This is a genomic window from Tolypothrix sp. VBCCA 56010, assembly GCF_050875635.1.
In the GTDB taxonomy this organism is placed as follows: domain Bacteria; phylum Cyanobacteriota; class Cyanobacteriia; order Cyanobacteriales; family Nostocaceae; genus Hassallia.
Genome location: NZ_JBPAOH010000148.1, coordinates 1 through 20107, shown reverse-complemented (window position 1 = coordinate 20107; position 20107 = coordinate 1). Strand labels below are relative to the sequence as shown.

The 20107-nt window shown below is 43.8% G+C and carries 19 protein-coding genes and 1 pseudogene; 5 read left to right on the top strand and 15 right to left on the bottom strand.

Annotation, left to right across the window (positions count from 1 at the left end; translation table 11 throughout):
• The 11 genes and pseudogenes from AABK37_RS33185 to AABK37_RS33135 all read right to left on the bottom strand — a co-directional run.
• Window positions 1-2301: heavy metal translocating P-type ATPase (locus AABK37_RS33185; RefSeq protein ID WP_432555731.1), on the bottom strand; the 2301-nt coding region annotated here is incomplete at its 3' end.
• 93 nt (window positions 2302-2394) lie between these two features.
• Window positions 2395-2529, bottom strand: coding sequence for a hypothetical protein (locus AABK37_RS33180; RefSeq protein WP_432555730.1), 135 nt, complete (start codon window positions 2527-2529; stop codon window positions 2395-2397).
• A 119-nt stretch (window positions 2530-2648) separates the two neighbouring features.
• Complete coding sequence (locus AABK37_RS33175; protein ID WP_432555729.1) at window positions 2649-3122, bottom strand: DUF2752 domain-containing protein; 474 nt, start codon at window positions 3120-3122, stop codon at window positions 2649-2651.
• A 33-nt stretch (window positions 3123-3155) separates the two neighbouring features.
• A complete protein-coding gene (locus AABK37_RS33170) occupies window positions 3156-3419 on the bottom strand; it encodes a TM2 domain-containing protein (protein ID WP_089126110.1) in 264 nt (87 codons plus the stop codon).
• 165 nt (window positions 3420-3584) lie between these two features.
• Window positions 3585-3860: a TM2 domain-containing protein gene (locus tag AABK37_RS33165; RefSeq protein WP_432555728.1), complete on the bottom strand. Its 276-nt coding sequence runs from the start codon at window positions 3858-3860 to the stop codon at window positions 3585-3587.
• A 1040-nt stretch (window positions 3861-4900) separates the two neighbouring features.
• On the bottom strand, window positions 4901-6475 hold the full coding sequence (locus AABK37_RS33160) for a CPBP family intramembrane glutamic endopeptidase (protein WP_432555727.1): 1575 nt from the start codon (window positions 6473-6475) through the stop codon (window positions 4901-4903).
• 179 nt (window positions 6476-6654) lie between these two features.
• Window positions 6655-7503, bottom strand: coding sequence for a KamA family radical SAM protein (locus AABK37_RS33155; protein ID WP_432555726.1), 849 nt, complete (start codon window positions 7501-7503; stop codon window positions 6655-6657).
• A gap of 3 nt (window positions 7504-7506) precedes the next feature.
• Window positions 7507-7926, bottom strand: a complete 420-nt coding sequence (locus AABK37_RS33150; protein ID WP_432555725.1) for a hypothetical protein — start codon at window positions 7924-7926, stop codon at window positions 7507-7509.
• Window positions 7923-8033: pseudogene (locus AABK37_RS33145) on the bottom strand (RNA-guided endonuclease TnpB family protein); the annotation flags it as partial. The pseudogene AABK37_RS33145 and the gene AABK37_RS33150, both read right to left, overlap by 4 nt.
• Window positions 8023-8265 carry a hypothetical protein gene (locus tag AABK37_RS33140; protein ID WP_432555724.1) on the bottom strand — a complete coding sequence of 81 codons (243 nt, stop codon included), beginning with the start codon at window positions 8263-8265 and terminating at the stop codon, window positions 8023-8025. The gene AABK37_RS33140 and the pseudogene AABK37_RS33145, both read right to left, overlap by 11 nt.
• A 207-nt stretch (window positions 8266-8472) precedes the next feature.
• Window positions 8473-9276, bottom strand: coding sequence for an MOSC domain-containing protein (locus AABK37_RS33135; protein WP_432555723.1), 804 nt, complete (start codon window positions 9274-9276; stop codon window positions 8473-8475).
• Between the two features lie 263 nt (window positions 9277-9539).
• Here AABK37_RS33135 and rpiA point away from each other — a divergent pair, with 263 nt between their 5' ends.
• Complete coding sequence (gene rpiA / locus AABK37_RS33130) at window positions 9540-10250, top strand: ribose-5-phosphate isomerase RpiA (RefSeq protein ID WP_432555733.1); 711 nt, start codon at window positions 9540-9542, stop codon at window positions 10248-10250.
• A 242-nt stretch (window positions 10251-10492) separates the two neighbouring features.
• On the opposite strand, the gene AABK37_RS33125 is transcribed toward rpiA, so the two are convergent.
• Window positions 10493-10717 (bottom strand): hypothetical protein, encoded by a 225-nt coding sequence (locus AABK37_RS33125; RefSeq protein ID WP_432555722.1) that lies wholly within the window; start codon window positions 10715-10717, stop codon window positions 10493-10495.
• Window positions 10718-11287: 570 nt separating this feature from the next.
• Here AABK37_RS33125 and AABK37_RS33120 point away from each other — a divergent pair.
• Complete coding sequence (locus AABK37_RS33120) at window positions 11288-12469, top strand: aldo/keto reductase (protein ID WP_432555721.1); 1182 nt, start codon at window positions 11288-11290, stop codon at window positions 12467-12469.
• Between the two features lie 11 nt (window positions 12470-12480).
• Entirely contained in the window at window positions 12481-12675 is a 195-nt protein-coding gene (locus AABK37_RS33115; protein WP_432555720.1) for a hypothetical protein, read from the top strand.
• Here the strand turns inward: AABK37_RS33115 and AABK37_RS33110 are convergent.
• Window positions 12672-13997, bottom strand: coding sequence for a hemolysin family protein (locus AABK37_RS33110; RefSeq protein WP_432555719.1), 1326 nt, complete (start codon window positions 13995-13997; stop codon window positions 12672-12674). The two genes, AABK37_RS33115 and AABK37_RS33110, sit on opposite strands and share 4 nt — an antisense overlap.
• A 281-nt stretch (window positions 13998-14278) precedes the next feature.
• Here AABK37_RS33110 and mfd point away from each other — a divergent pair, with 281 nt between their 5' ends.
• Together mfd and AABK37_RS33100 are read left to right on the top strand one after the other, a co-directional pair.
• Window positions 14279-17974 carry a transcription-repair coupling factor gene (gene mfd, locus AABK37_RS33105; RefSeq protein ID WP_432555718.1) on the top strand — a complete coding sequence of 1232 codons (3696 nt, stop codon included), beginning with the start codon at window positions 14279-14281 and terminating at the stop codon, window positions 17972-17974.
• Between the two features lie 204 nt (window positions 17975-18178).
• A complete protein-coding gene (locus AABK37_RS33100; RefSeq protein WP_432555717.1) occupies window positions 18179-18946 on the top strand; it encodes a superoxide dismutase in 768 nt (255 codons plus the stop codon).
• A gap of 142 nt (window positions 18947-19088) precedes the next feature.
• Here the strand turns inward: AABK37_RS33100 and rsmG are convergent, their stop codons facing one another.
• Together rsmG and AABK37_RS33090 are read right to left on the bottom strand one after the other, a co-directional pair.
• Window positions 19089-19847 carry a 16S rRNA (guanine(527)-N(7))-methyltransferase RsmG gene (gene rsmG, locus AABK37_RS33095; RefSeq protein ID WP_432555716.1) on the bottom strand — a complete coding sequence of 253 codons (759 nt, stop codon included), beginning with the start codon at window positions 19845-19847 and terminating at the stop codon, window positions 19089-19091.
• A gap of 147 nt (window positions 19848-19994) precedes the next feature.
• Window positions 19995-20107, bottom strand: a 113-nt coding sequence (locus tag AABK37_RS33090) for a photosystem II protein D1 (RefSeq protein WP_432555732.1), incomplete at its 5' end; no start/stop codon positions are given.

Below are 20107 nucleotides of genomic sequence, written 5' to 3'. Positions count from 1 at the left end.
TATACCATCCGCGACCATTACGGGTAGGGATTGGGGAGTGGGGAGGGGGGGGGAGGGGGGGAGGGGGGGATCGGGAGAAAGAATTGTCTCCAAGGAGTCTCCAAGGAGTCCCCCTTGTCCCCTTGTCACGCCACTTTGCTCAACGGAGGGAACCTCCGCACGCAAGTGGCTCCCCTTGTCCCCTTGTCCCCTAATCGCTAGTCCCCAGTTCCTAGTCCCCAATCCCCCTTTCTGCAAAGCCTCGATCGCCGCTGCTTTTTTGCTGGGAGGGACACCTGCCATAACATTCTCGCTATCTAGTCCTAATTGCTTGGCTATAGCACTAGCTGCCTCTAATCTATCGCCACTCAGCAGCATTACCCGCAAACCCATCAAGCGTAATTTGTCAACCGCTGCTTTAGCGTCTGGTCTGAGGGTATCTTGAACGGCGATTAACCCGGTTAAAATGCCTTCTACGGCGACGTAAACGACTGTTTTACCATTTGCTGCCAATTTTTCCGCCATCTGGCGTGCAGTTTCATTAATAGAAATTCCGTGCCAGCTTAACCAGTCGCTATTACCTAAAATCACACTTGTATTTTCTACTACAGCAGACACGCCAAGCCCAGGTTCGGTATGAAAATCCTTAGCATCTGGGATTAATAATTGTTGCTGCTGCGCTTCTTGCTGAATCGCTTTTGCTAAGGGATGGCAAGTACCGCTTTCTACTGCTGCTGCTAGCTGTATTAGCGAGTAGGGAGTGGGGGAAGTAGGGGAGTGGGGGAAGCGTGATGTGGGGGGAGAAATTACTTCCTTATCTGCCTCATCCGCCACTTGAATTACAAGGCAGTCGGTTACAGTAGGATTACCAGTAGTGAGAGTGCCTGTTTTATCAAATACTATCGTATCTAGCTGGTGTACTCGTTCTAAAACGTCGCCACCTTTAATTAACAAACCTCGTTCCGCACCGATGCCAGTGCCTACGAGAATAGCTGTAGGTGTGGCAAGTCCTAAAGCACAAGGGCAAGCGACTACCATCACAGCGATCGCTAACTTTAAACTCAACAATAGCCCAGACATAGCTGGGGCAGGATAACTTTGTCCGTGGTGAGACATCTCCATTACACCTGACATGTTGACATTTTGCCAAATATGTGTACCGAAAAAGTACCAAAAGACAAATGTCAAGACAGCGGCTGTCAACACACCGTAGGTAAAATAACCAGCGACTGTATCTGCTAATTTTTGTACTGGTGCTTTACGAGTTTGTGCGTCTTCTACCAAAGCAACAATTTGAGCTAAAGTTGTATCATTTCCAGTACGTGTGGCTTGAATAGCGATCGCTCCTGACTGATTTAAGGTTCCGGCTGTCACCACATCTCCCGCTTGCTTAATCACGGGTACAGCTTCCCCAGTCAGCATCGACTCATCTACCGTTGTTTGCCCGATTACCACTTTGCCATCAACGGGAATTTTATCACCTGGCAGTACTTGCAACCATTCTCCCACACGCACTTGCTCTGCGGGAATTTCGACAGGCGAACTGTTGCCGGCTTTTTCTGGGTTGGCAATTAATCGCGCTACTTGGGGCTGAAGTGCTAGCAATTGCCTAAATGCAGCAGCAGCGCGACCTCTAGCATATCTTTCTAATGTTCGCCCCAACAGAATAAAGCCGATCATCATCACTGGCTCATCAAAAAAGCAATCCCAACCCATTTGGGGGAACAGCAGCGCCACCAAACTAGCAGTATAAGCCGTAAGGGTTCCCAATCCCACTAAAGTGTTCATATTGGGTGCATTTCGCCGCCAACCCCGCCAGCCATCTACTAAAATCGGGCGTCCGGGAATTAGTAATGACACTGTTGCTAGTCCACAGTGAAGCCAGATGTTATCTAGTGGCTGCATTGAGCCAGTCATATGACCAAAATGCCCAATTCCTGATAATATCAGCAATATTATAGCGATCGCTAATTGCTTGAGTGAAGAACGCATTTCTCGGCGTTGTCGTTTCGCCGATTCGTCATCTTGTTTATCGCCTGGTATTTTATCTTTATCGCCAGTTTGCCTGGGTTGAGTTGGAAATCCAGCATCAGTCAATCGCTTCGCTAGTGCATCTGGTTCTACCGCACCAGCTTCAGACTCTACAACTGCTACTTCTGTCGCTAGATTCACACAGGCACTTTTGACTCCTGGATGTTCAATTAACTGTCGTTCTACCGCTTTCACACACCCAGCACACTTCATCCCCGCAACATCTAAAGTGATTTTCTCTGTTGTCAGGGTTGGTTCTGCTGGGAGTTGAGTTTTTGGGACAAGTTGCATGGAAAGTGTGGATTTGCTACGAAACTTCAACGCCTTTCTAAAGCGCCTCTATTTCGAGGGTAGGCGAAATCCAGAACACTGAAAGCAAAATGATTAACTTTTGTAAGAATTAGCTTTGTCTTGGGTACGACTCCAGCGCAGATAAGTAATGTAGATTAGAGCGATCGCCTGTAATGGCATCAAGGCAACTTGGCTTTTCCAAAAAGAGTTGATTTCTAAATTAGACATAGCGCTGAAATACCCGAAGCCAAACAGCAAGAAAATTAGCAAGATCAGCTTTTTATTTTTAAGCATGAACATATCAGATGTTTTTGTAAAATAGAATAAACTCAATTTGTATTTGCTCATCAAAGCAGTTGACCCAAAGGTGAGTTAATAAAATTTACGTACAACTCGCCAGTCTGTGATGAGTCATATAGGCGAAGGGCATGGTAGCTTAACACTACAAATAGTCCTAGCACTTGTAACTTTCTCAATTTTAGTAACCGACAATAAAATACTGTGATGCGGTGTCTGGTTAGTAGTTCTAAAGCGATGTGAACTGCTGCGAGCAAAAAAACAGCAAATAAAATCGGTCCAAATAAGTGTTGTCTTACAGCTTCGGTCAAATCTCCTCGTGCGATCGCCATGAAAGAGCGAGTCATACCACAAGTAGGACAAAGAATACCAGTCCAGTGTCGCACTGGGCACACGAGGAAAGATATTTTATAACCTTGGTTGTAGAAATACGTACCAATTAGCGGAGCACAAGAAAATCCTAATATGCTCCAACGCATCAGTTTACCGTGGTATGACAGAGGATAGCGAGATAATTCAAACACCAACGTACTCAAAAATAAAACGGCAAGTAAAGCTTAGAGCCACCCCTTTTTATTAAGGATGTAAGTACTGATAAATTCTTCATCAGACTTGCTTAAGTACATGATTCCTTCTACCAAGCCGATTACACCCATAACTGCGCCACCCAAGCCACATGTTAACAGAGTAACAAGCAGCATAATAATGCCTTCGGTGCTGTAACCAAGAATAAATTTATGAACGCCAAGAGCACCTAGAAGGATAGCGCAGATGCCAGCGGAAACTTTTTTGCTAGCATCAGGGTTGTTAATATTTGCCATTTGGATGCAACTCCTACATTAAAGATAATGCATCGATATTAACGTTTGAATTATCACGTTGTATCCGTATATTTACTAAAAGAATAACTTTTAAAGATTTTGCCTTTGGAAATTGAGCTGGCATTATCTACCCAGTAGCACTATCTAATTTGAAACCAATAATTTCTAAAACCAGCCTTGCTTATTGAGAAAGTAAATGTTAATAAACTCTTCATGGTTTTTGTTCAAATAAATCATGCCTTCGATTAAACCTACAAGTTGCATAACTAACAAGCTAAAGCCATAGGTGAAATAACCGCCAACTACGGAAACAAACAGCATAATTAAGGCTGCTCGAGTGTACCCTAGAATAAATTTATGAACGCCAAAACCACCGAAAAGAATGCCACAGTAACCAGCTATAAGTTGTTTGTTGGCGTAACTGGGATTGAGATTTGCCATATTAATGTTGCTCCTTTATGGATGTATAAAAGTTCGGGATTTTTTTGTAATTAAAAATTGCGATACGCAGCGTGCCACGATTGCATAAGCAACGCTGTCAGCATGAGAGGAGAGGTTTTTTAGCTTGGTCTAAAACCATTCCTATGATTGAATGAGTATTCGTAACTTTGAGGTGAGATAAAATCCCAGCACAGCAGCTTTAGGCTCATGTGACGCAATAATCGTCAACAACTGCTCTGCTATATGACTTTCTACAGGTAAAGCCTATCTTTTCCGGATTTTTTTCAGTTTATTGTTGCAACAAGTAGAACCCTGTTATAAACGCTTAGTTAAAGCATTTATAACAGTGTCCTTTTGTGGTAAGAATAATCTTCCCTTACCTATATGCGAAACTAGAGCGTAGGAATGAATCTGCTTTGCAGCCGATTTTTACGCTTTCTCCTCCAAACAAGGATTTGCAACTAAATAATCTCAGCACCAATTGGCTTGAGAATGTAATTTATGTCCCAAAATTAACTTCAATTGCCGCGTTGATATTTAATCCTACATAGGTATTTTGTTAGCTTTGTAGGGGAGCCAGTGCGTTGCGGTGAGTCCACTCGGCGGTGTCGGTTTCCGTCCCGTCGAAGTGGCGAACCCGTTCGCGGAGCGTCTCCGTTCGCGCAGCGTCTCCGATAGGAGAAGGAGAAGGGAGGTTTCCTCCGTTATAGCAACTGGCGTTGTGTTATGCCTACGGCATAACGCACCATCCTTTGATTTTCGGTGCGTGATTGACGTTCCGTCCATAACGCACCCTACCAGATTCAAGCCTGAATTCTTCTTCAAATCTCAACTTTGGCTTCAATTGCCAGATTGAGATTTAATCCTACATAGGTATTTTGTTAGCTATTTAACAGACTTGTTTCTGTTATTTTTGCCCACAGCAGATTGCTGTCAAGCTAGCTTTTATTGACGTTTAACTAGGAATTCTAACCGGTAAATACTAGTTACTAGAGATGAAAGCATAAAATAGAGATTTTGTCAACCGGATAAGTAAATTGCTATTTATTACTGCCAAGTAAAAATAAGCTGAGTAATGTACCACTATTCCAAAGACTGTGGAGGAGCATGGGAGCGAGGAGGTTGCGCGATCGCGTGTAAACGACTCCTAAAACGACTCCTAAAGCAGACAGGGGAAGAATTTCCGATAAGCTGAGGTGAGCGATCGCAAATAACAAAGCACTAACAAAAATTGCTCCCCACACAGAAAAGTAACGAGTGAGCGAGGGCAACAAAAAGCCGCGAAACAAAAGTTCTTCAAATAAAGGTGCTGCGATCGCTGCCGTAAAGAAAAATATGCTCAGTGCGGTACTATCTTGGCTTTCTAATGCCAGTTGCAACAAGGGATTACTACCACCTTGTCCTTGCCATAGTTGTTGATTAATCAAAGACACGATCACCACTATCGGCAAAGCCGCACAATAACCACCGAATCCCCATAAAAACCACTTGTCTAGCACTCGAAAGCGAAACCAGTCCGACTCTAGCGGCAAAAAGCGCTTGAGCGAAAAATACATCACCGATAACGCACCCAATGCTAATAGGAAGTAACTAACTAAAACATAAACAGCCTGAATTCTTACATTACCCACAGGACGCGGAATCGGGATCAGCGAAAACAAAAGAGGTACTACAATTTGTCCCAACAAGAAAAAGCCGACAACGAAGACCTGCAAAATTGTTTCCACATCCCAAGGGGTTGTCCAAGAGCGATCGCCATTTTGAGCTAATAAAGCGGCTTTTCCCTTTATCAAACGCTGACCAATTAAAAAAATCAGCAGTCCCATACCGATCAAAGCTGTTAAAGTGGGGATCGTGCCGATGATCGCTAATTTCACCAAAGCTTGAGAAGCCGCTGCTTGTTTTGCAGCTTTGAGCGCTGAAAGTGCTTCTTGACGTTGCTGGAGTTGATAAAGCTGAACCAGAGCAGTAGAACTAAACCAACCTTCTAAATTTTCTTGAATGAGTTGTTGAGCATTTGGTAACAAACGCGGGGGATCGCTCCACAGCCCACTCAACACAGCAGCAGTTTCCTTCAATTTCAAATCGGTGTTTGATTGAGGCAATTGTGCCCAAGTTTTTTGAGCTGTCTGTGACTGTTGTTGCTGTGCTTGTAAAATTCCCAGTCGCAAGTCTAATTCGGCAATCAATTTTTGCAGTTGATTCAGCGACTGCTGCAATTGTTTTTGCTGTACTTCGCGGGAGGTGTTAGTAACGGGGGGGATTTCTGGTTGAGGTTTAGGGGTGGTAGGAGTGGTAATCGGTTGAGATTGCAGCTTTGCTAATTGGTTTTTGGTTTTTTCCAAATTAGTTTCAGCGGCTTCGCGCACATCTTGATACTGCTTTGTTGCCGCTTCTAGAGGTTTCTCACCCAATATTGCTTCACGCGCTGGCTTCAAATTGCCGCTATTATTTTTTGGTGGTTCCCATTCAGCAGCTTGCAATGCAATATTTGTTTGGTATAGTTCCAGACGACTTTGGAACTGAGGTTCTTTCCAACTGTTAAATAAAGAGAAACCAGCTGTGGCGATCGCCACCAGCGTCAACACCATTAAAATTAATCGCTTAATTGTCATCTCTCCCCCCTTAATTAACCACTGCCCGTGCGCGTCCCTCTTGGAAATTATCGCACTCGTGAGTGGATGGTGGATAGATTTCACCAGAAAATAGGGATTAGGGCGTGTTTTCGCTCTCCAAAAAGCATCGACATCTTAGAAACTGGGGAATAAAAAGAAAACACACTTTTTACATTTGTTTACATAACAGGATCTACATAAGTGTACATTTCGCCTTGCCAGTTACGCAATTTGGCTGTGCCGTTTGAGTAAGCCAGCAGAGTATCGGCTTGAATTGGCACTTTACCACCACCGCCTGGGGCATCGATAACGTAGGTTGGCACGGCGTAACCAGTGGTATGACCGCGCAGTTTAGATATCAAATCTATACCTGTTTGCACACTCGTGCGTAGATGTGAAGTGCCGACCACCGGATCGCACTGGTATAAGTAGTAAGGTCGCACGCGCAGCTTGAGCAGATTATGAAACAGCTGCTTAAGCGTTTGTTCGCAATCATTCACATTCTTCAGCAGCACAGTTTGGCTTCCCAGCGGAATGCCACCATCGGCTAATAAATCACAAGCTTGTGCTACCTCAGGAGTAAGTTCGCGTACGTGACAAAAGTGCAAGGACAGCCACACACGATGCTTGCGTAGCACAGCAACAAGTTCTGGCGTAATTCTATAAGGCAAGAAACATGGTACGCGGGAGCCAATCCGCACAAACTCAATGTGGGGAATGGCACGCAGTCGCCCAAGCAATTTGTCCAAAGGTTCATCAGCCATCAGCAGCGGATCGCCACCGGAAATAAGCACATCGCGTACCTCTGTGTGTTCTTCCAGGTAGGCGATGATGGCATCCAACCGCCGCGTTACTGGATACATCTCACCTTGGCTGACCAAACGCGATCGCGTGCAGTAACGACAATAGGCAGCGCAAGAGTCTAAAGCAAGCAGCAACACGCGGTCGGGGTAACGGTGTACCAATCCAGACACCGGGCTGTCGTGGTCTTCACCGCATGGATCTACCATGTCAGCGGCATCGACCACGAGTTATTCTGACCGTGGTATCACTTGTAACCGCAATGGGCAAAGCGGATCTTTCGGGTTAAGCAGTGATGCAAAGTAAGGTGTTACGGCTACGGCAAACTTCTCTGGTGCGATCGCAAGCTCCCCACTCTTCCAAGACATCACCCCAATTCCGGTAAAAGCAAGTATCACTGCTAGTACCGCCCTAATGGATAGGCGCTTGCGAAACAGTAGCTCAAACACGGTTACAAAGACCATGTTGAGACCGAAGATAAATGAAGCTTGGTTTGCACAGACAGTTTCCAATCCAATCGTTGCAGCAGCAAATATCTCGAAAAGTAACACTCCGAGAATTACCCCGTCACGTACTAAGCTTACATTCAGGTTACGAACAAACGGGTTGACATACTCCCCCGTTTTGTAAACGGGGGATTGTAAGGTCAAACAGCAATTGCAGGCACTGCCCGACTTACATCGCCTAACTCAACAGTCGATGCCCCGACTGCTTGAATATTCTTAGCGGCGTTTTCATCACGTCCATTAATTGACTCCTCCGTTAGCCACGGTAGAAAAGCTAACTGCTGCCAAAGCACCAGCAGCTAAAGTTTGATTACCAAGCAAGCCCATCATCACCCCATCCAATAAGGGAATGCCCGCTTCCAATATTTGAGTAATGACCAGAGGAACTGCCAATTGCAGGGTGGCTTGGACTTCTAATAGAAGTTCTGGCTTAAATTCTTTTGAAGTTAACTTTATTCCGTAATAATAATTAAGGGTAGTCATAAAAAAGTTACATTACTTTATATTAACCTACATTCCGCACCTTGAATCACATCAACAATTACTGTCTTTGAGAAAAACAAGCGATCGCAACCAGCGTCAACGAAAACGAACTTGTGTTGTGAACTAACGAACTTGTGTTGTGAACCAACGAACTTGTATTGTGAACAAACAGACTTGTATTGTGAACCAACAGACTTGTATTGTGAACTAATATAAACGACCACACGCTTGACACCCTGGTCGATGAACTGCGTCGCCGAGTTTTAAAATCTTTCCGGCTTCGGATGCAGGGATTCGAGTATTCGCAGTCAATCGGAAAAAGTGATTAAACTGAGATAAATTCGCCCATTCAGGTAAATTTTCTTTGCGTTTTTCGACAAAAATTTTCTGAAAGTTCGGGTAAGCTTGCCCAGTAAATGTATCTCGTGTTGGAACCGGACAACGCTGACAAGGATTAGTGCCCTCAAATAGCACATCTCCAATGCGAAAGGATAAAATATCACCTTTTTCGGCAAATAGTTGGTCTTCCCAAAATGGGGGTACATCGTCAATTTCCAGATTTGCACGGAAGCGGCAGCGTATTTGCTCCAGACTGAGATCGCCAAACCAGGAAGCGACTTCTGTTAGAGTTGCGGTACTGACTATTGTGGGTCCAGATGATTTTAAGTCGTCTGGAAAGCCTGTAAACAAATTTTCTTGCAATTTGACTTTAAAGCCAAAAAAGTTACTAAACCAATGTTCTAGAGGCTTGCGCTCCTCATATAGATGAAAAACTTGTTGGGGTGTATCTGGAAGTTGTAGCGAGACGGTTTTATTTTGCAAGTCGAATTGCGATCGCACTAAATGTATTTTCGCAGTACGTTTAGCGTTCACAATTTTTCCTTTTTCGTCAGCGATCGCAAACGAGCGATCGTGCTGTAACGCACCACCAGGAAGAATTGTTGCTTGATTGACTGCAACGCCATCAAGTGACTTAATCGGGTAGATGATTATCTTGGCTAATTTTGGCACGATATTACGGGGACTGGGGACTGGGGACTGGGGACTTTCTTCAAGGAAAAGGGGAAATTACCAAATTACGGGGAATGGGGAATGGGGAATGGGGAATGGGGAATGGGGAATGGGGAATGGGGAAAAGCCCATTGCCCAATGCCCTATGCCCTATGCCCTATGCCCAATTACCAATTCCCAATTCCCATTGCCCATTGCCCTCTATCCCCAAGTGGCAACTGACCACTAAGATGGACTATAGCCAGTTTTTGAGGAGTTTGGTTATGACCGCAGCAGCAGACCCGGTGAAGTTGATGAAGCAAGAAGTTGGCAAAGCTGCCGCCAACTTAGTAAAATCAGGTTCGATTGTGGGGTTGGGTACAGGGTCAACCACAGCGTATACGATACAATTTTTAGGCGATCGCCTCAAGTCTGGTGAACTCAAAGATATTGTTGGTGTGCCTACATCGTTTCAATCAGAAGTGTTGGCAAAGCAATACGGTGTCCCTCTCACCACTTTAGATGCGATTGACCACATCGATATCGCCATTGACGGCGCTGATGAAGTTGATCCGCAAAAGAATTTGATTAAAGGTGGTGGCGCGGCACATACCCGCGAAAAAGTAGTAGACTACTTAGCAAATCAGTTTATCGTCGTTGTCGATAGTGGTAAGTTAGTCGAGCGATTGGGTTCTAGTTTCCCCGTGCCTGTTGAAGTCATACCGATGGCAATTACTCCGGTTATTAATGCAATTAAAAAACTCGGTGGTAAACCAGAACTTCGGATGGGTGTAAAAAAAGCTGGACCAGTAATCACCGATCAAGGCAATATGGTAGTTGATGTCAGATTTGACAATATCAACGATCCGGTTAACCTGGAAAAAACACTAAATAACATTCCTGGCGTATTAGAAAATGGCATCTTTGTCAACTGTGCAGATTTAGTTTTAATTGGCGAAGTCAAAGATGGTCAACCCTTAGTCAGACAAATTTAGTAAGTGGTTAGTTGTTAGTTGATAGTTGATAGTTGTTGGTTGTTGGGTGTTAGTTGTTAGTTAATAGTTGATAGTTGATAGTTGTTGGTTGTTGGGTGTTAGTTGATAGTTGGTAGTTGTTGGTTGTTGGTTGTTGGTTGTTAGTTGTTAGTTGTTGGGTAGAGCGTTGTCAAAAAGTATTCCTACCCATTACCCATTACCCATTACCCATTACCCACTATCCACTATCCACTATCCCCTAACTACTTCTTATTTTTGACATCTAAATGCCATAATTTTTCTAAAGTTGCTATTTGTTTGTGTAGAAGAGCAACACGATATCCTTTATAAGCTTTCACGCCTATAAACAGCATAATGGGAAACATAATAATCAAAGCTGCCATAACATTGTTAACAGAAGCGTGTGCGTCATGGGAGCGTAAATCAACGCTGTTATTTGTTGTTTGAGTAGTTGAATATTGCTGCATTAGTTCCTCCGTATAATTATTTTGTAGTTTTATTAATAAGACTTCGACTTATACACTGACAAAAGTTTTATTGTGTGAATTAAGTAATAACTTAATTTACTGAAAGTTAGTTAAGTTTGGATAGCTTTGCTTCTCCTTCTATATTTTTAATGGTGTGATAAAAATCAAGTTATGCACTTTTGGGATAGAAATTAGAAAAAAAGTTAACTTTTTCACAGACTGAACATGATGTGTAAGCATTTAGCTAACGATATAAGGTTGAGTGCCGTTAATTCACACAAGCATTTGTCGATCAAGTGTGTCGCATCTATTGACTTCACATTTAATCGTTTATGTTTCTGATTTTTGAGGTTATTTTTTATATTTCGTAAAAATTGCTTTGGTGTACTACATAATTTGTCCTAGTATATAAGGTTTAGGAAAGCTTTTGTAGTAAGCATGTAGTTTAATTAATTTGTAATTAAGATTAATTATCTGCGTGCATCTGTGGTTATAAATACTTATTAAGGGGATTTTTGTCATCATAGGAATAAAGGTAGTATCGAAAATTCCAAAATCCAAAATTCACAGATGCTATATAGACGATTTGGACGTACAGAATTACAAATGCCGGTTTTTTCCTGCGGTGGTATGAGATATCAATATAAATGGCAGGATGTTCCGCAGTCGGAAATTCCACGTAACATTCAAGAAAATCTAGAAGCTACTATTCGACGTTCTCTAGAAGTAGGCATTAATCACATTGAAACTGCTCGTGGTTATGGTACTTCTGAGGTACAGTTGGGAAAAATATTGCCGAAATTTCCCCGCGCTAAGTTGATTGTTCAAACTAAAGTTAATCCTGAAGCAGATGCAAAAGAATTTGAACGCAATCTTCAAAAGTCGCTGCAAAATCTCCAACTGGATTATATAGATTTGCTGGGGTTACACGGTATCAATAATCGAGAAACGCTAAATTACTGTATTCGTCCCGGTGGCTGTTTGGATGTAGCGAGAAAGCTGCAAGCGCAAGGAAAAGTTAGATTTATCGGCTTTTCGACACATGGATCGACAGATATTATTATCGAGGCAATTAATACCAATCAATTTGATTATGTTAATTTGCATTGGTACTATATTAATCAAAATAATTGGGCGGCAATTGAGGCGGCAACTCGCTATGATATGGGGGTATTTATTATTAGTCCATCAGATAAAGGCGGAAGGTTATACGACCCGTCACAAAAGTTAGTAAATCTTTGTGCGCCATTGAGTCCGATGGTGTTTAATGATTTATTTTGTCTAAGTCATCCCCAAGTGCATACTTTAAGTTTGGGAGCGTCAAAACCGCAAGATTTTGATGAGCACTTGAAGACTTTAGAATTGCTGGATAATGCATCAGAAATTTTACCATTGATTTTGGCTTCTTTGGAAGAAGAAGCGATCGCTTCTTTGGGAGAAGACTGGGTGAAAACCTGGAATGTGAATTTGCCCACTTATAAAGAAACACCAGGAAACGTAAATATTCCGGTGATTTTGTGGTTGAGGAATTTAGCGATCGCCTACGATATGACGGAATATGCGAAAATGCGCTACAACTTGCTTGGTAATGGTGGTGACTGGTTTCCCGGTAACAAAGCAGACCAAGTAGACAAACTCAACTTGCAGCAATGTCTTATCCGCAGTCCCCACGCAGACAAAATTCCCCACTTGCTTGCACAAGCGCATCAAATGTTGGGAGGGGAAGCGGTTAAACGGTTGTCTCAAGAATAGGGCAATGGGCATTGGGCAATGGGGAGGCAGTGCGGTCTTGGGGTCTCCCCAAGTGGAGCATCTGCCGTCAATGGGCAATGGGGAAAGAGAAAAGAATTATTACCAATGACCACTTGTACGATACCCCATGCCCTATGCCCCATGCCCCATGCCCCATGCCCTATGCCCCATGCCCCATGCACGATGCCCCATGCCCGATGCCCTAATTTTCGTTTGTCGAATCAGCCAATTTATCCGCTGCTGGCACGACTAAAACTTTATCAACACGGTTGCCGTCCATATCCATCACCTCAAAACGCATACCCTGCCATTGAAAATTATCCGCAGCTGCGGGGATACGTCCTAAATGGGTGATCACAAAACCACCTAATGTTTGATAGCTACCGCGTTCGTCAAATTTTAACTCTTCCATCTCGAAAAGTTCTAAAAACTCATCTATAGGCAACATTCCATCCAATAACCAGGAACCATCTTCGCGTTGTACTGCTTGGGGATTTTCCTGATCGTCAGCAGAAGCAACATCACCAACTATTTCGCTCATAATATCGTTGAGTGTTACTAATCCCTGAATTACACCGTATTCATCAACTACCAAAGCCATGTGAGTTATTGTTTCTTTGAATAACTCCAAAACTTTTAAACCACGGGTGCTTTCTGGCACAAATACGGGCTGTCGCAATCCCACAGTTAAATCTAATTCTTGATTGGAGAAACTTCGAGCCAATAAGTCTGTGACGGGAATAACACCGAGTACATTGTCAAGTCCCCCCTGACAAACTGGATATCGGGAATAACCACTATCTACAATCTTTTGGCGGTTTTCTTCTGCCGAGTCTTCTAAGTCCAGCCAGACAATATCCGGACGGGGTGTCATAAAAGAACTGACGGGGCGATCGCCTAAGCGAAATACTCGCTCCACCATATCTTGTTCGGCTTCTTCAAAGGTTCCCTCTTCCGTCCCTTGCTCGATCAAGACTCTAATTTCTTCTTCTGTAACTTGTGGCTCTGTAGACGGTCTGACACCCAATAACCGCAATACTGTATCCGTAGAAGCACTTAGCAAATAAACCACAGGTGAGCCTATTTTAGCTAGTAATTGCATAGGTAAAGCAACTACACTGGCAATTGGTTCTGGGGAATTTAATGCCAGCCGCTTAGGTACTAATTCGCCAATAATCAGTGTAAGATAAGTAATAATTAAAATTGCTATGCCTTTCGCCAAGTGTTCCTTATACTGTCCAGGCAAAGCGATAAAACCTAAGATGGGTATTATTCTTTTAGCGATCGTCTCTTCACCGTAAGCACCGGATAAAATACTCAGGAGTGTGATCACCACCTGGACGATCGCTAAAAACTGATTTGGGGAAGATGCTAGTTCCAAAGCAGCACGGGCTTTGAGATCGCCTCGTTCCGCAAGCTGCTGCAACCGCACCTTGCGTGCTGAGACAACCGCCAACTCCGACATGACAAATAGACCGTTGGCGAAGATTAGTAAGAAAATAATTAGAATTTCTATAGTTGGAGACATTCCTTGAATTGCCGATTTATTGGCTAACTGCGCTCTTACTTCTATTAGTATCTAGTATCGAAGGTGTTCCAATAATAAAAGAATCGATCGAGCAGAAAAACTATTTATTAGTGATTGCGGGTAGAACACTGTTCGTATCTTAGCGATTAGTCAATGGTTATTGTACTAGGGACTAATGATTCTCTAGCAAGAGTACTATCCCTCTTGACACTTTTAAAATAGTTGAGTTAGGCGCTGTACGCCTGCATCAAGTGCAACGACTTCCATCTATAGTAGAACTTATGGCATTTTCTTCGATTGTGCGTGCGTTAGGGCGATCGCCTCTGACCAGTGAACTGATTTCTAAGTTAAATCGACAAAATAATTTACGCTTAAGTGGCATTTCCCGCTTACCTAAAGGCTTTATCACTTCAGCGTTAGCCCAAACTAATAAACAAAATTTGTTAGTGGTGTGTGCCACTCTGGAAGAAGCTGGACGCGCTTATGCACAGTTAGAGGCTATGGGATGGCAAACGGTACATTTTTACCCTACCTCTGAAGCGTCCCCTTACGAACCCTTTGACCCGGAAACCGAAATGACTTGGGGACAAATGCAGGTTTTGGCGGATTTGGTGAAATTAAGGAGAGGGGGAGAGGGAGAGAGGGAGAATTTTTCCCCATCCCCCACTTCCCCCCTTCGGGTTCGCCAGTCGCCTCAACGCGGGGAACCCGCGCACGGCGCTGGACTCACCATCCCCTCCTCCTCTAGGGTGGCGATTGTAGCGACAGAAAGGGCGTTGCAACTCCATTTACCACCCCCAGCAGCTTTTAAACCTTTCTGTCTTACTCTCAAGCGGGGGATGGAATTTGATTCCAGTAGCTTTAGTGAAAAATTAGCTACTTTGGGATACGAGCGAGTGCCGATGGTAGAAATGGAAGGTCAGTGGAGTCGGCGTGGCGATATTGTTGATGTGTTTCCAGTTTCTTCGGAATTGCCAGTAAGATTGGAATGGTTTGGCGACGAAATTGAGCAAATACGCGAATTCGACCCTTCAACTCAACGTTCTGCCCTTGACAAAATTGACCAGTTGATTCTCACTCCTACTAGCTTTGCTCCGATTGTGATTCAGCAGCTAAATAACGACAAGCTAGAACAAGTTAAAACTTATTTTTCTTCTGAAGATAAAGAACGGTTTGACGTAAGTGAGCAGATTGAAGGTAGTCGGCGCTTTTTGGGTTTAGCTTTTGATAAACCTGCTTCTTTGCTAGATTATCTTCCAGAAAATACTTTGATTGCGATTGATGAGCCAGAACAGTGTCATGCTCATAGCGATCGCTGGGTAGAAAATGCTGAAGAACAATGGGAAATGGGCAATGGGCAATGGGGAGGCAGTGCGGTCTTGGGGTCTCCCCAAGTGGAGCATCTGCCGTCAATGGGCAATGGGGAAGAATCTACCCCCACTCCCGTACAGACGTTCCGTTGGAACGTCTCTACCCCTACATTACCTAAGATTCATCGTTCATTTGATGATTCTCTGGCAGATGCGGCAAAATTTAAAATATTATACTTATCGGAACTGGTAGAAGAAAATAGCGGTATTAATCTTGCTAGTAGAGCTGTTCCCGTTACACCGCATCAATTTGCCAAACTTGCAGAAACTCTCCGACATGAACGCGATCGCAATTTCTCTGTTTGGTTGATTTCCGCTCAACCAAGTCGTTCTGTGTCTCTTTTGCAAGAACACGATTGTCCGGCACAATTTATTCCTAATCCCCGCGATTATCAAGCGATCGACAAGCTACAAATTAATCACACACCTGTCGCTTTAAAATATTCTGGTTTGGCAGAGTTGGAAGGCTTTATTCTGCCGACATTCCGGATGGTTGTTGTCACTGACCGGGAATTTTTTGGACAGCATTCTTTAGCTACTCCCAGTTATATCCGCAAGCGTCGCAAAGCTGCTTCTAAGCAAGTTGACCCTCAAAAGCTGCGTCCGGGTGATTATGTAGTTCACAGAAATCATGGTGTGGGTAAATTTGTCAAGCTAGAAAGTTTGACGATTAATAACGAAACTCGTGATTATCTAGTGGTGCAGTATGCTGATGGGTTGTTAAGAGTTGCTGCGGATCAAGTTGGTGCTTTATCTCGGTTACGCAGTAGTGGGGAGAAAGCACCAGAACTCAACAAGATGACTGGGAAAGCTTGGGAAAATACCAAGAATAAAGTTCGCAAAGCCATCAGAAAATTGGCAGTGGATTTGTTGAAGTTGTATGCAGCGCGATCGCAACAACATGGTTTCACTTATCCACCGGATATGCCTTGGCAAGAGGAGTTAGAAGAATCTTTTCCTTACCAACCGACAACGGATCAGCTAAAAGCGGTGCAAGATGTAAAACGAGACATGGAAAGCGATCGCCCGATGGATCGCTTGGTTTGTGGTGATGTCGGTTTTGGCAAAACTGAAGTAGCAATTCGCGCTGTTTTTAAAGCTGTCACCGCCGGTAAGCAAGTCGCACTCCTCGCACCGACAACTATTTTGACTCAGCAACACTACCACACTTTGAAGGAACGTTTTGCCCCCTATCCGGTGAATGTTGGCTTACTCAACCGTTTCCGCAGTGCTGAAGAACGTCGGGAAATTCAAAAGCGATTGGCGACGGGTGAATTAGATGTAGTTGTTGGCACACACCAACTTCTAGGTAAAGGTGTGTCATTCCGAGATTTAGGACTTTTGGTGGTGGATGAAGAACAGCGATTTGGGGTAAATCAGAAGGAGAAAATTAAAAGCCTCAAAACTCAAGTTGATGTGCTGACTCTTTCTGCTACTCCGATTCCCCGTACTTTGTATATGTCCTTGTCGGGAATTCGGGAAATGAGTTTAATTACTACACCACCTCCATCAAGACGCCCAATTCAAACTCATCTTTCACCGCTAAATCCAGAAAGTGTCCGCACAGCTATACGTCAAGAATTAGACAGAGGCGGGCAGATTTTTTATGTAGTTCCACGGGTAGAGGGAATTGAAGAAACGGCATCGAAGTTGCGAGAAATGATACCAGGGGCAAGATTGGCGATCGCTCACGGTCAAATGGATGAAAGCGAGTTAGAATCAACGATGCTCACTTTCGGCAATGGCGATGCTGATATCCTGCTTTGCACAACAATTATTGAATCTGGTTTGGACATTCCGCGAGTTAACACGATCTTAATTGAAGATGCTCATCGCTTTGGTTTAGCGCAATTATACCAGTTGCGGGGACGGGTGGGACGTGCGGGAATACAAGCTCATGCCTGGTTATTTTACCCGAAGCAGCGAGCATTATCTGATGCTGCCCGCCAGCGTTTGCGAGCGATTCAGGAATTCACTCAATTGGGTTCTGGCTATCAATTAGCGATGCGAGATATGGAAATTAGAGGTGTAGGTAACTTGCTAGGTGCAGAACAATCCGGTCAAATGGAAGTGATCGGCTTTGATTTGTATATGGAAATGCTCGAAGAGGCAATTCGAGAAATTCGCGGACAGGAAATTCCCAAAGTTGATGATACTCAGATTGACCTGAATTTGACAGCATTTATTCCCGCCGATTATATCCCGGATTTGGATCAAAAGATGAGCGCTTACCGTGCGGTAGCAGCAGCGAAAGGTAAACAAGAATTATCAATGATTGCTGCCGAGTGGAGCGATCGCTTTGGCACAATTCCCAAGCCAGCAAATCAACTTTTGCGAGTGATGGAATTGAAACAGCTGGCAAAGAATCTCGGATTTAGCCGCATTAAACCCGAAGCTAAACAGCATATCGTTTTAGAAACGCCGATGGAAGAACCTGCGTGGAATTTGTTAGCAGCGAATTTATCAGAGTCAATGCGATCGCGCTTTGTTTTCTCACCCGGTAAAGTCACCGTGCGGGGTTTAGCAGTCCTCAAAGCCGATCAACAGTTGCAAAATCTCATCGATGCTTTAGGGAAAATGCAAGGTGCGCTTCCCGAAGCAGCTTAGATAAAAAACCCTAAAACCCTGTAGAGACGTTCCACACGCCCACGTCTCTACAATATGTGTGATAAACCTGTCATGATATAAGTCTTAAATTTCTTCAGTTGTATCAAATTTATGGTTTTTTCATCCTTCATCCTTTTTTAGTCACCTAAATCTAAGACAATAAAAATTACCAACAAATTTAATTTACGCACTCTATAAACTGTTATGACTATTGATCGTCGCCATTTCTTGTTTTTACTTGGAGCTACTGCCGGTGCTTTTGCCTTAGATAGTTGCGCTTCGGCAGAAAAAGCTCCTACTGTTAGCCAAACTAGTCCACCAACCAATACTGGGGGAACTAACCAAACACAAGGCACATACTCAGTTCCTCCGTTACCTTATGCCTACGATGCACTAGAACCACACATCGATCAAGCAACGATGCAGTTTCACCACGATAAACACCATGTAGGTTATGTGAAAAATCTGAATGCAGCGTTAGATAAACACCCAGAACTTAAAAGCAAAACTCTTGAACAAATGTTACGCAACCTCAACAGCGTGCCGACAGATATTCGCAAAATGGTACGCAACAATGGTGGTGGACATGTGAACCACACAATGTATTGGAAAATTATGAAACCGCAAGGTGGTGGAGAACCAACAGGAGCGATCGCAGGAGCTATTAATCAAAGTTTCGGTAGTTTCGCTGCTTTCAAAAAGCAATTCAACGAAGCTGGTGCTAATCGTTTTGGTAGCGGTTGGGTTTGGCTTGTCCGCAACAAAAATGGCAAGCTGGAGGTGATGAATACACCTAATCAAGACAATCCCCTCATTCAAGGCAAATATCCAATTATGGGTAATGATGTCTGGGAACATGCGTATTACCTTAAGTACCAAAACCGCCGCGCCGACTACTTAGAGGCTTGGTGGAACGTCTTAAATTGGGACGAGATTAATAGACGCTTTGCCGCAGCGAGTAAAACCGCATAGGGGAGAGGGGGGGATGGGAGACAAGGAGACAGGCAGACAAGGGGACAAGGTGACAAGGTGACAAGGTGACAAGGTGACAAGGAGAATAATTATTCTTTCTCCCCATCCCCCCCTCTCCCCCTCTCCCCCTCCCCCCCTCCCTCTAAAGCGGCTTTTGAGTCGGTACACCAACAGCGCGGGGAAATTTAGCTGGCGTATTACTCACCTTCCGCAAGTACAAGCAGTGACGAATGCTATTACTTAAGGGAGTTGTAAATTTTTCAATTAATTCAATAACGCCACCTAGCTGCTTAACAGCATTCTCCAAAGCTGTTGTTTCGTCTTCTGTCCAATTACCCCGGTAAATTACCGCTAAACCTTTGTTTTTCAACAATGGTAAAGTATATTCCGCACAAGCAGATCCTGTGCCTACAGCGCGGATTAAGGCTAGATCGTAACGTTCTCGATGCTGGGGTTGTTGACCTATTTCTTCAGCTCTGCCAACAAGAGTTTTAACATTGCTTAAAGCAAGTTCGCTTAATATCTTTTCAATAAAAGTAATTTTTTTTCGAGTTGAATCTAAAAGAGTAATTTGACTTTTAGCGATCGCACATGCGACAGGAATACCCGGAAAACCCGCACCTGTACCAATATCAATAAAAGCGGGAGAAGCAGAGGAAACAGAAAAGTCTATTTCACCTGATAATAGTGGGGCAATTCCGCGTAACGAATCCCAAAGATGTTTTTCCCAAAATTCTTCCGGGTCGATGATGCGAGTTAAATTAAACTGGCGGTTCCCTTCGAGAATTAATTCATAAAGTTGCTGGAATTGCTTTTGCTGTTGGGTAGTAGGTTGCCAATTGAGAGTTTGCTGCCAAATGTCTACCATAGATGGCAGTAAGGGAGTTGTGAAGTTAGTCATTGTTATTAATAACGCATTAACTACCACAAGCTTATTTCAGCGCTAAAGCGCTGACTACGAAATCATACTAAAAAGCGCCCCCCGAAATTTGGAGGGCGCTTTTTAATTTGTAGAGACGTTCCACCGGAACGTCTCTAGGCTTAAAGATTAACCGTTAATAGCAGGTGCAGTCAATGCTACAGGTGCTACGTCTAATGCAGCCAAATCTAGAGGGAAGTTGTGAGCGTTGCGCTCGTGCATTACTTCCATACCCAGGTTAG

Bases quoted from the DNA above. Each gene is read 5' to 3' on its own strand.
- AABK37_RS33180 (WP_432555730.1), bottom strand. From the start codon at position 2,529: ATGTCTAATTTAGAAATCAACTCTTTTTGGAAAAGCCAAGTTGCCTTG.
- AABK37_RS33170 (WP_089126110.1), bottom strand. From the start codon at position 3,419: ATGGCAAATATTAACAACCCTGATGCTAGCAAAAAAGTTTCCGCTGGC.
- AABK37_RS33165 (WP_432555728.1), bottom strand. From the start codon at position 3,860: ATGGCAAATCTCAATCCCAGTTACGCCAACAAACAACTTATAGCTGGT.
- AABK37_RS33160 (WP_432555727.1), bottom strand. From the start codon at position 6,475: ATGACAATTAAGCGATTAATTTTAATGGTGTTGACGCTGGTGGCGATC.
- AABK37_RS33140 (WP_432555724.1), bottom strand. From the start codon at position 8,265: ATGACTACCCTTAATTATTATTACGGAATAAAGTTAACTTCAAAAGAA.
- rpiA (WP_432555733.1), top strand. From the start codon at position 9,540: ATGACCGCAGCAGCAGACCCGGTGAAGTTGATGAAGCAAGAAGTTGGC.
- AABK37_RS33125 (WP_432555722.1), bottom strand. From the start codon at position 10,717: ATGCAGCAATATTCAACTACTCAAACAACAAATAACAGCGTTGATTTA.
- AABK37_RS33120 (WP_432555721.1), top strand. From the start codon at position 11,288: ATGCTATATAGACGATTTGGACGTACAGAATTACAAATGCCGGTTTTT.
- AABK37_RS33110 (WP_432555719.1), bottom strand. From the start codon at position 13,997: ATGTCTCCAACTATAGAAATTCTAATTATTTTCTTACTAATCTTCGCC.
- mfd (WP_432555718.1), top strand. From the start codon at position 14,279: ATGGCATTTTCTTCGATTGTGCGTGCGTTAGGGCGATCGCCTCTGACC.
- AABK37_RS33100 (WP_432555717.1), top strand. From the start codon at position 18,179: ATGACTATTGATCGTCGCCATTTCTTGTTTTTACTTGGAGCTACTGCC.
- rsmG (WP_432555716.1), bottom strand. From the start codon at position 19,847: ATGACTAACTTCACAACTCCCTTACTGCCATCTATGGTAGACATTTGG.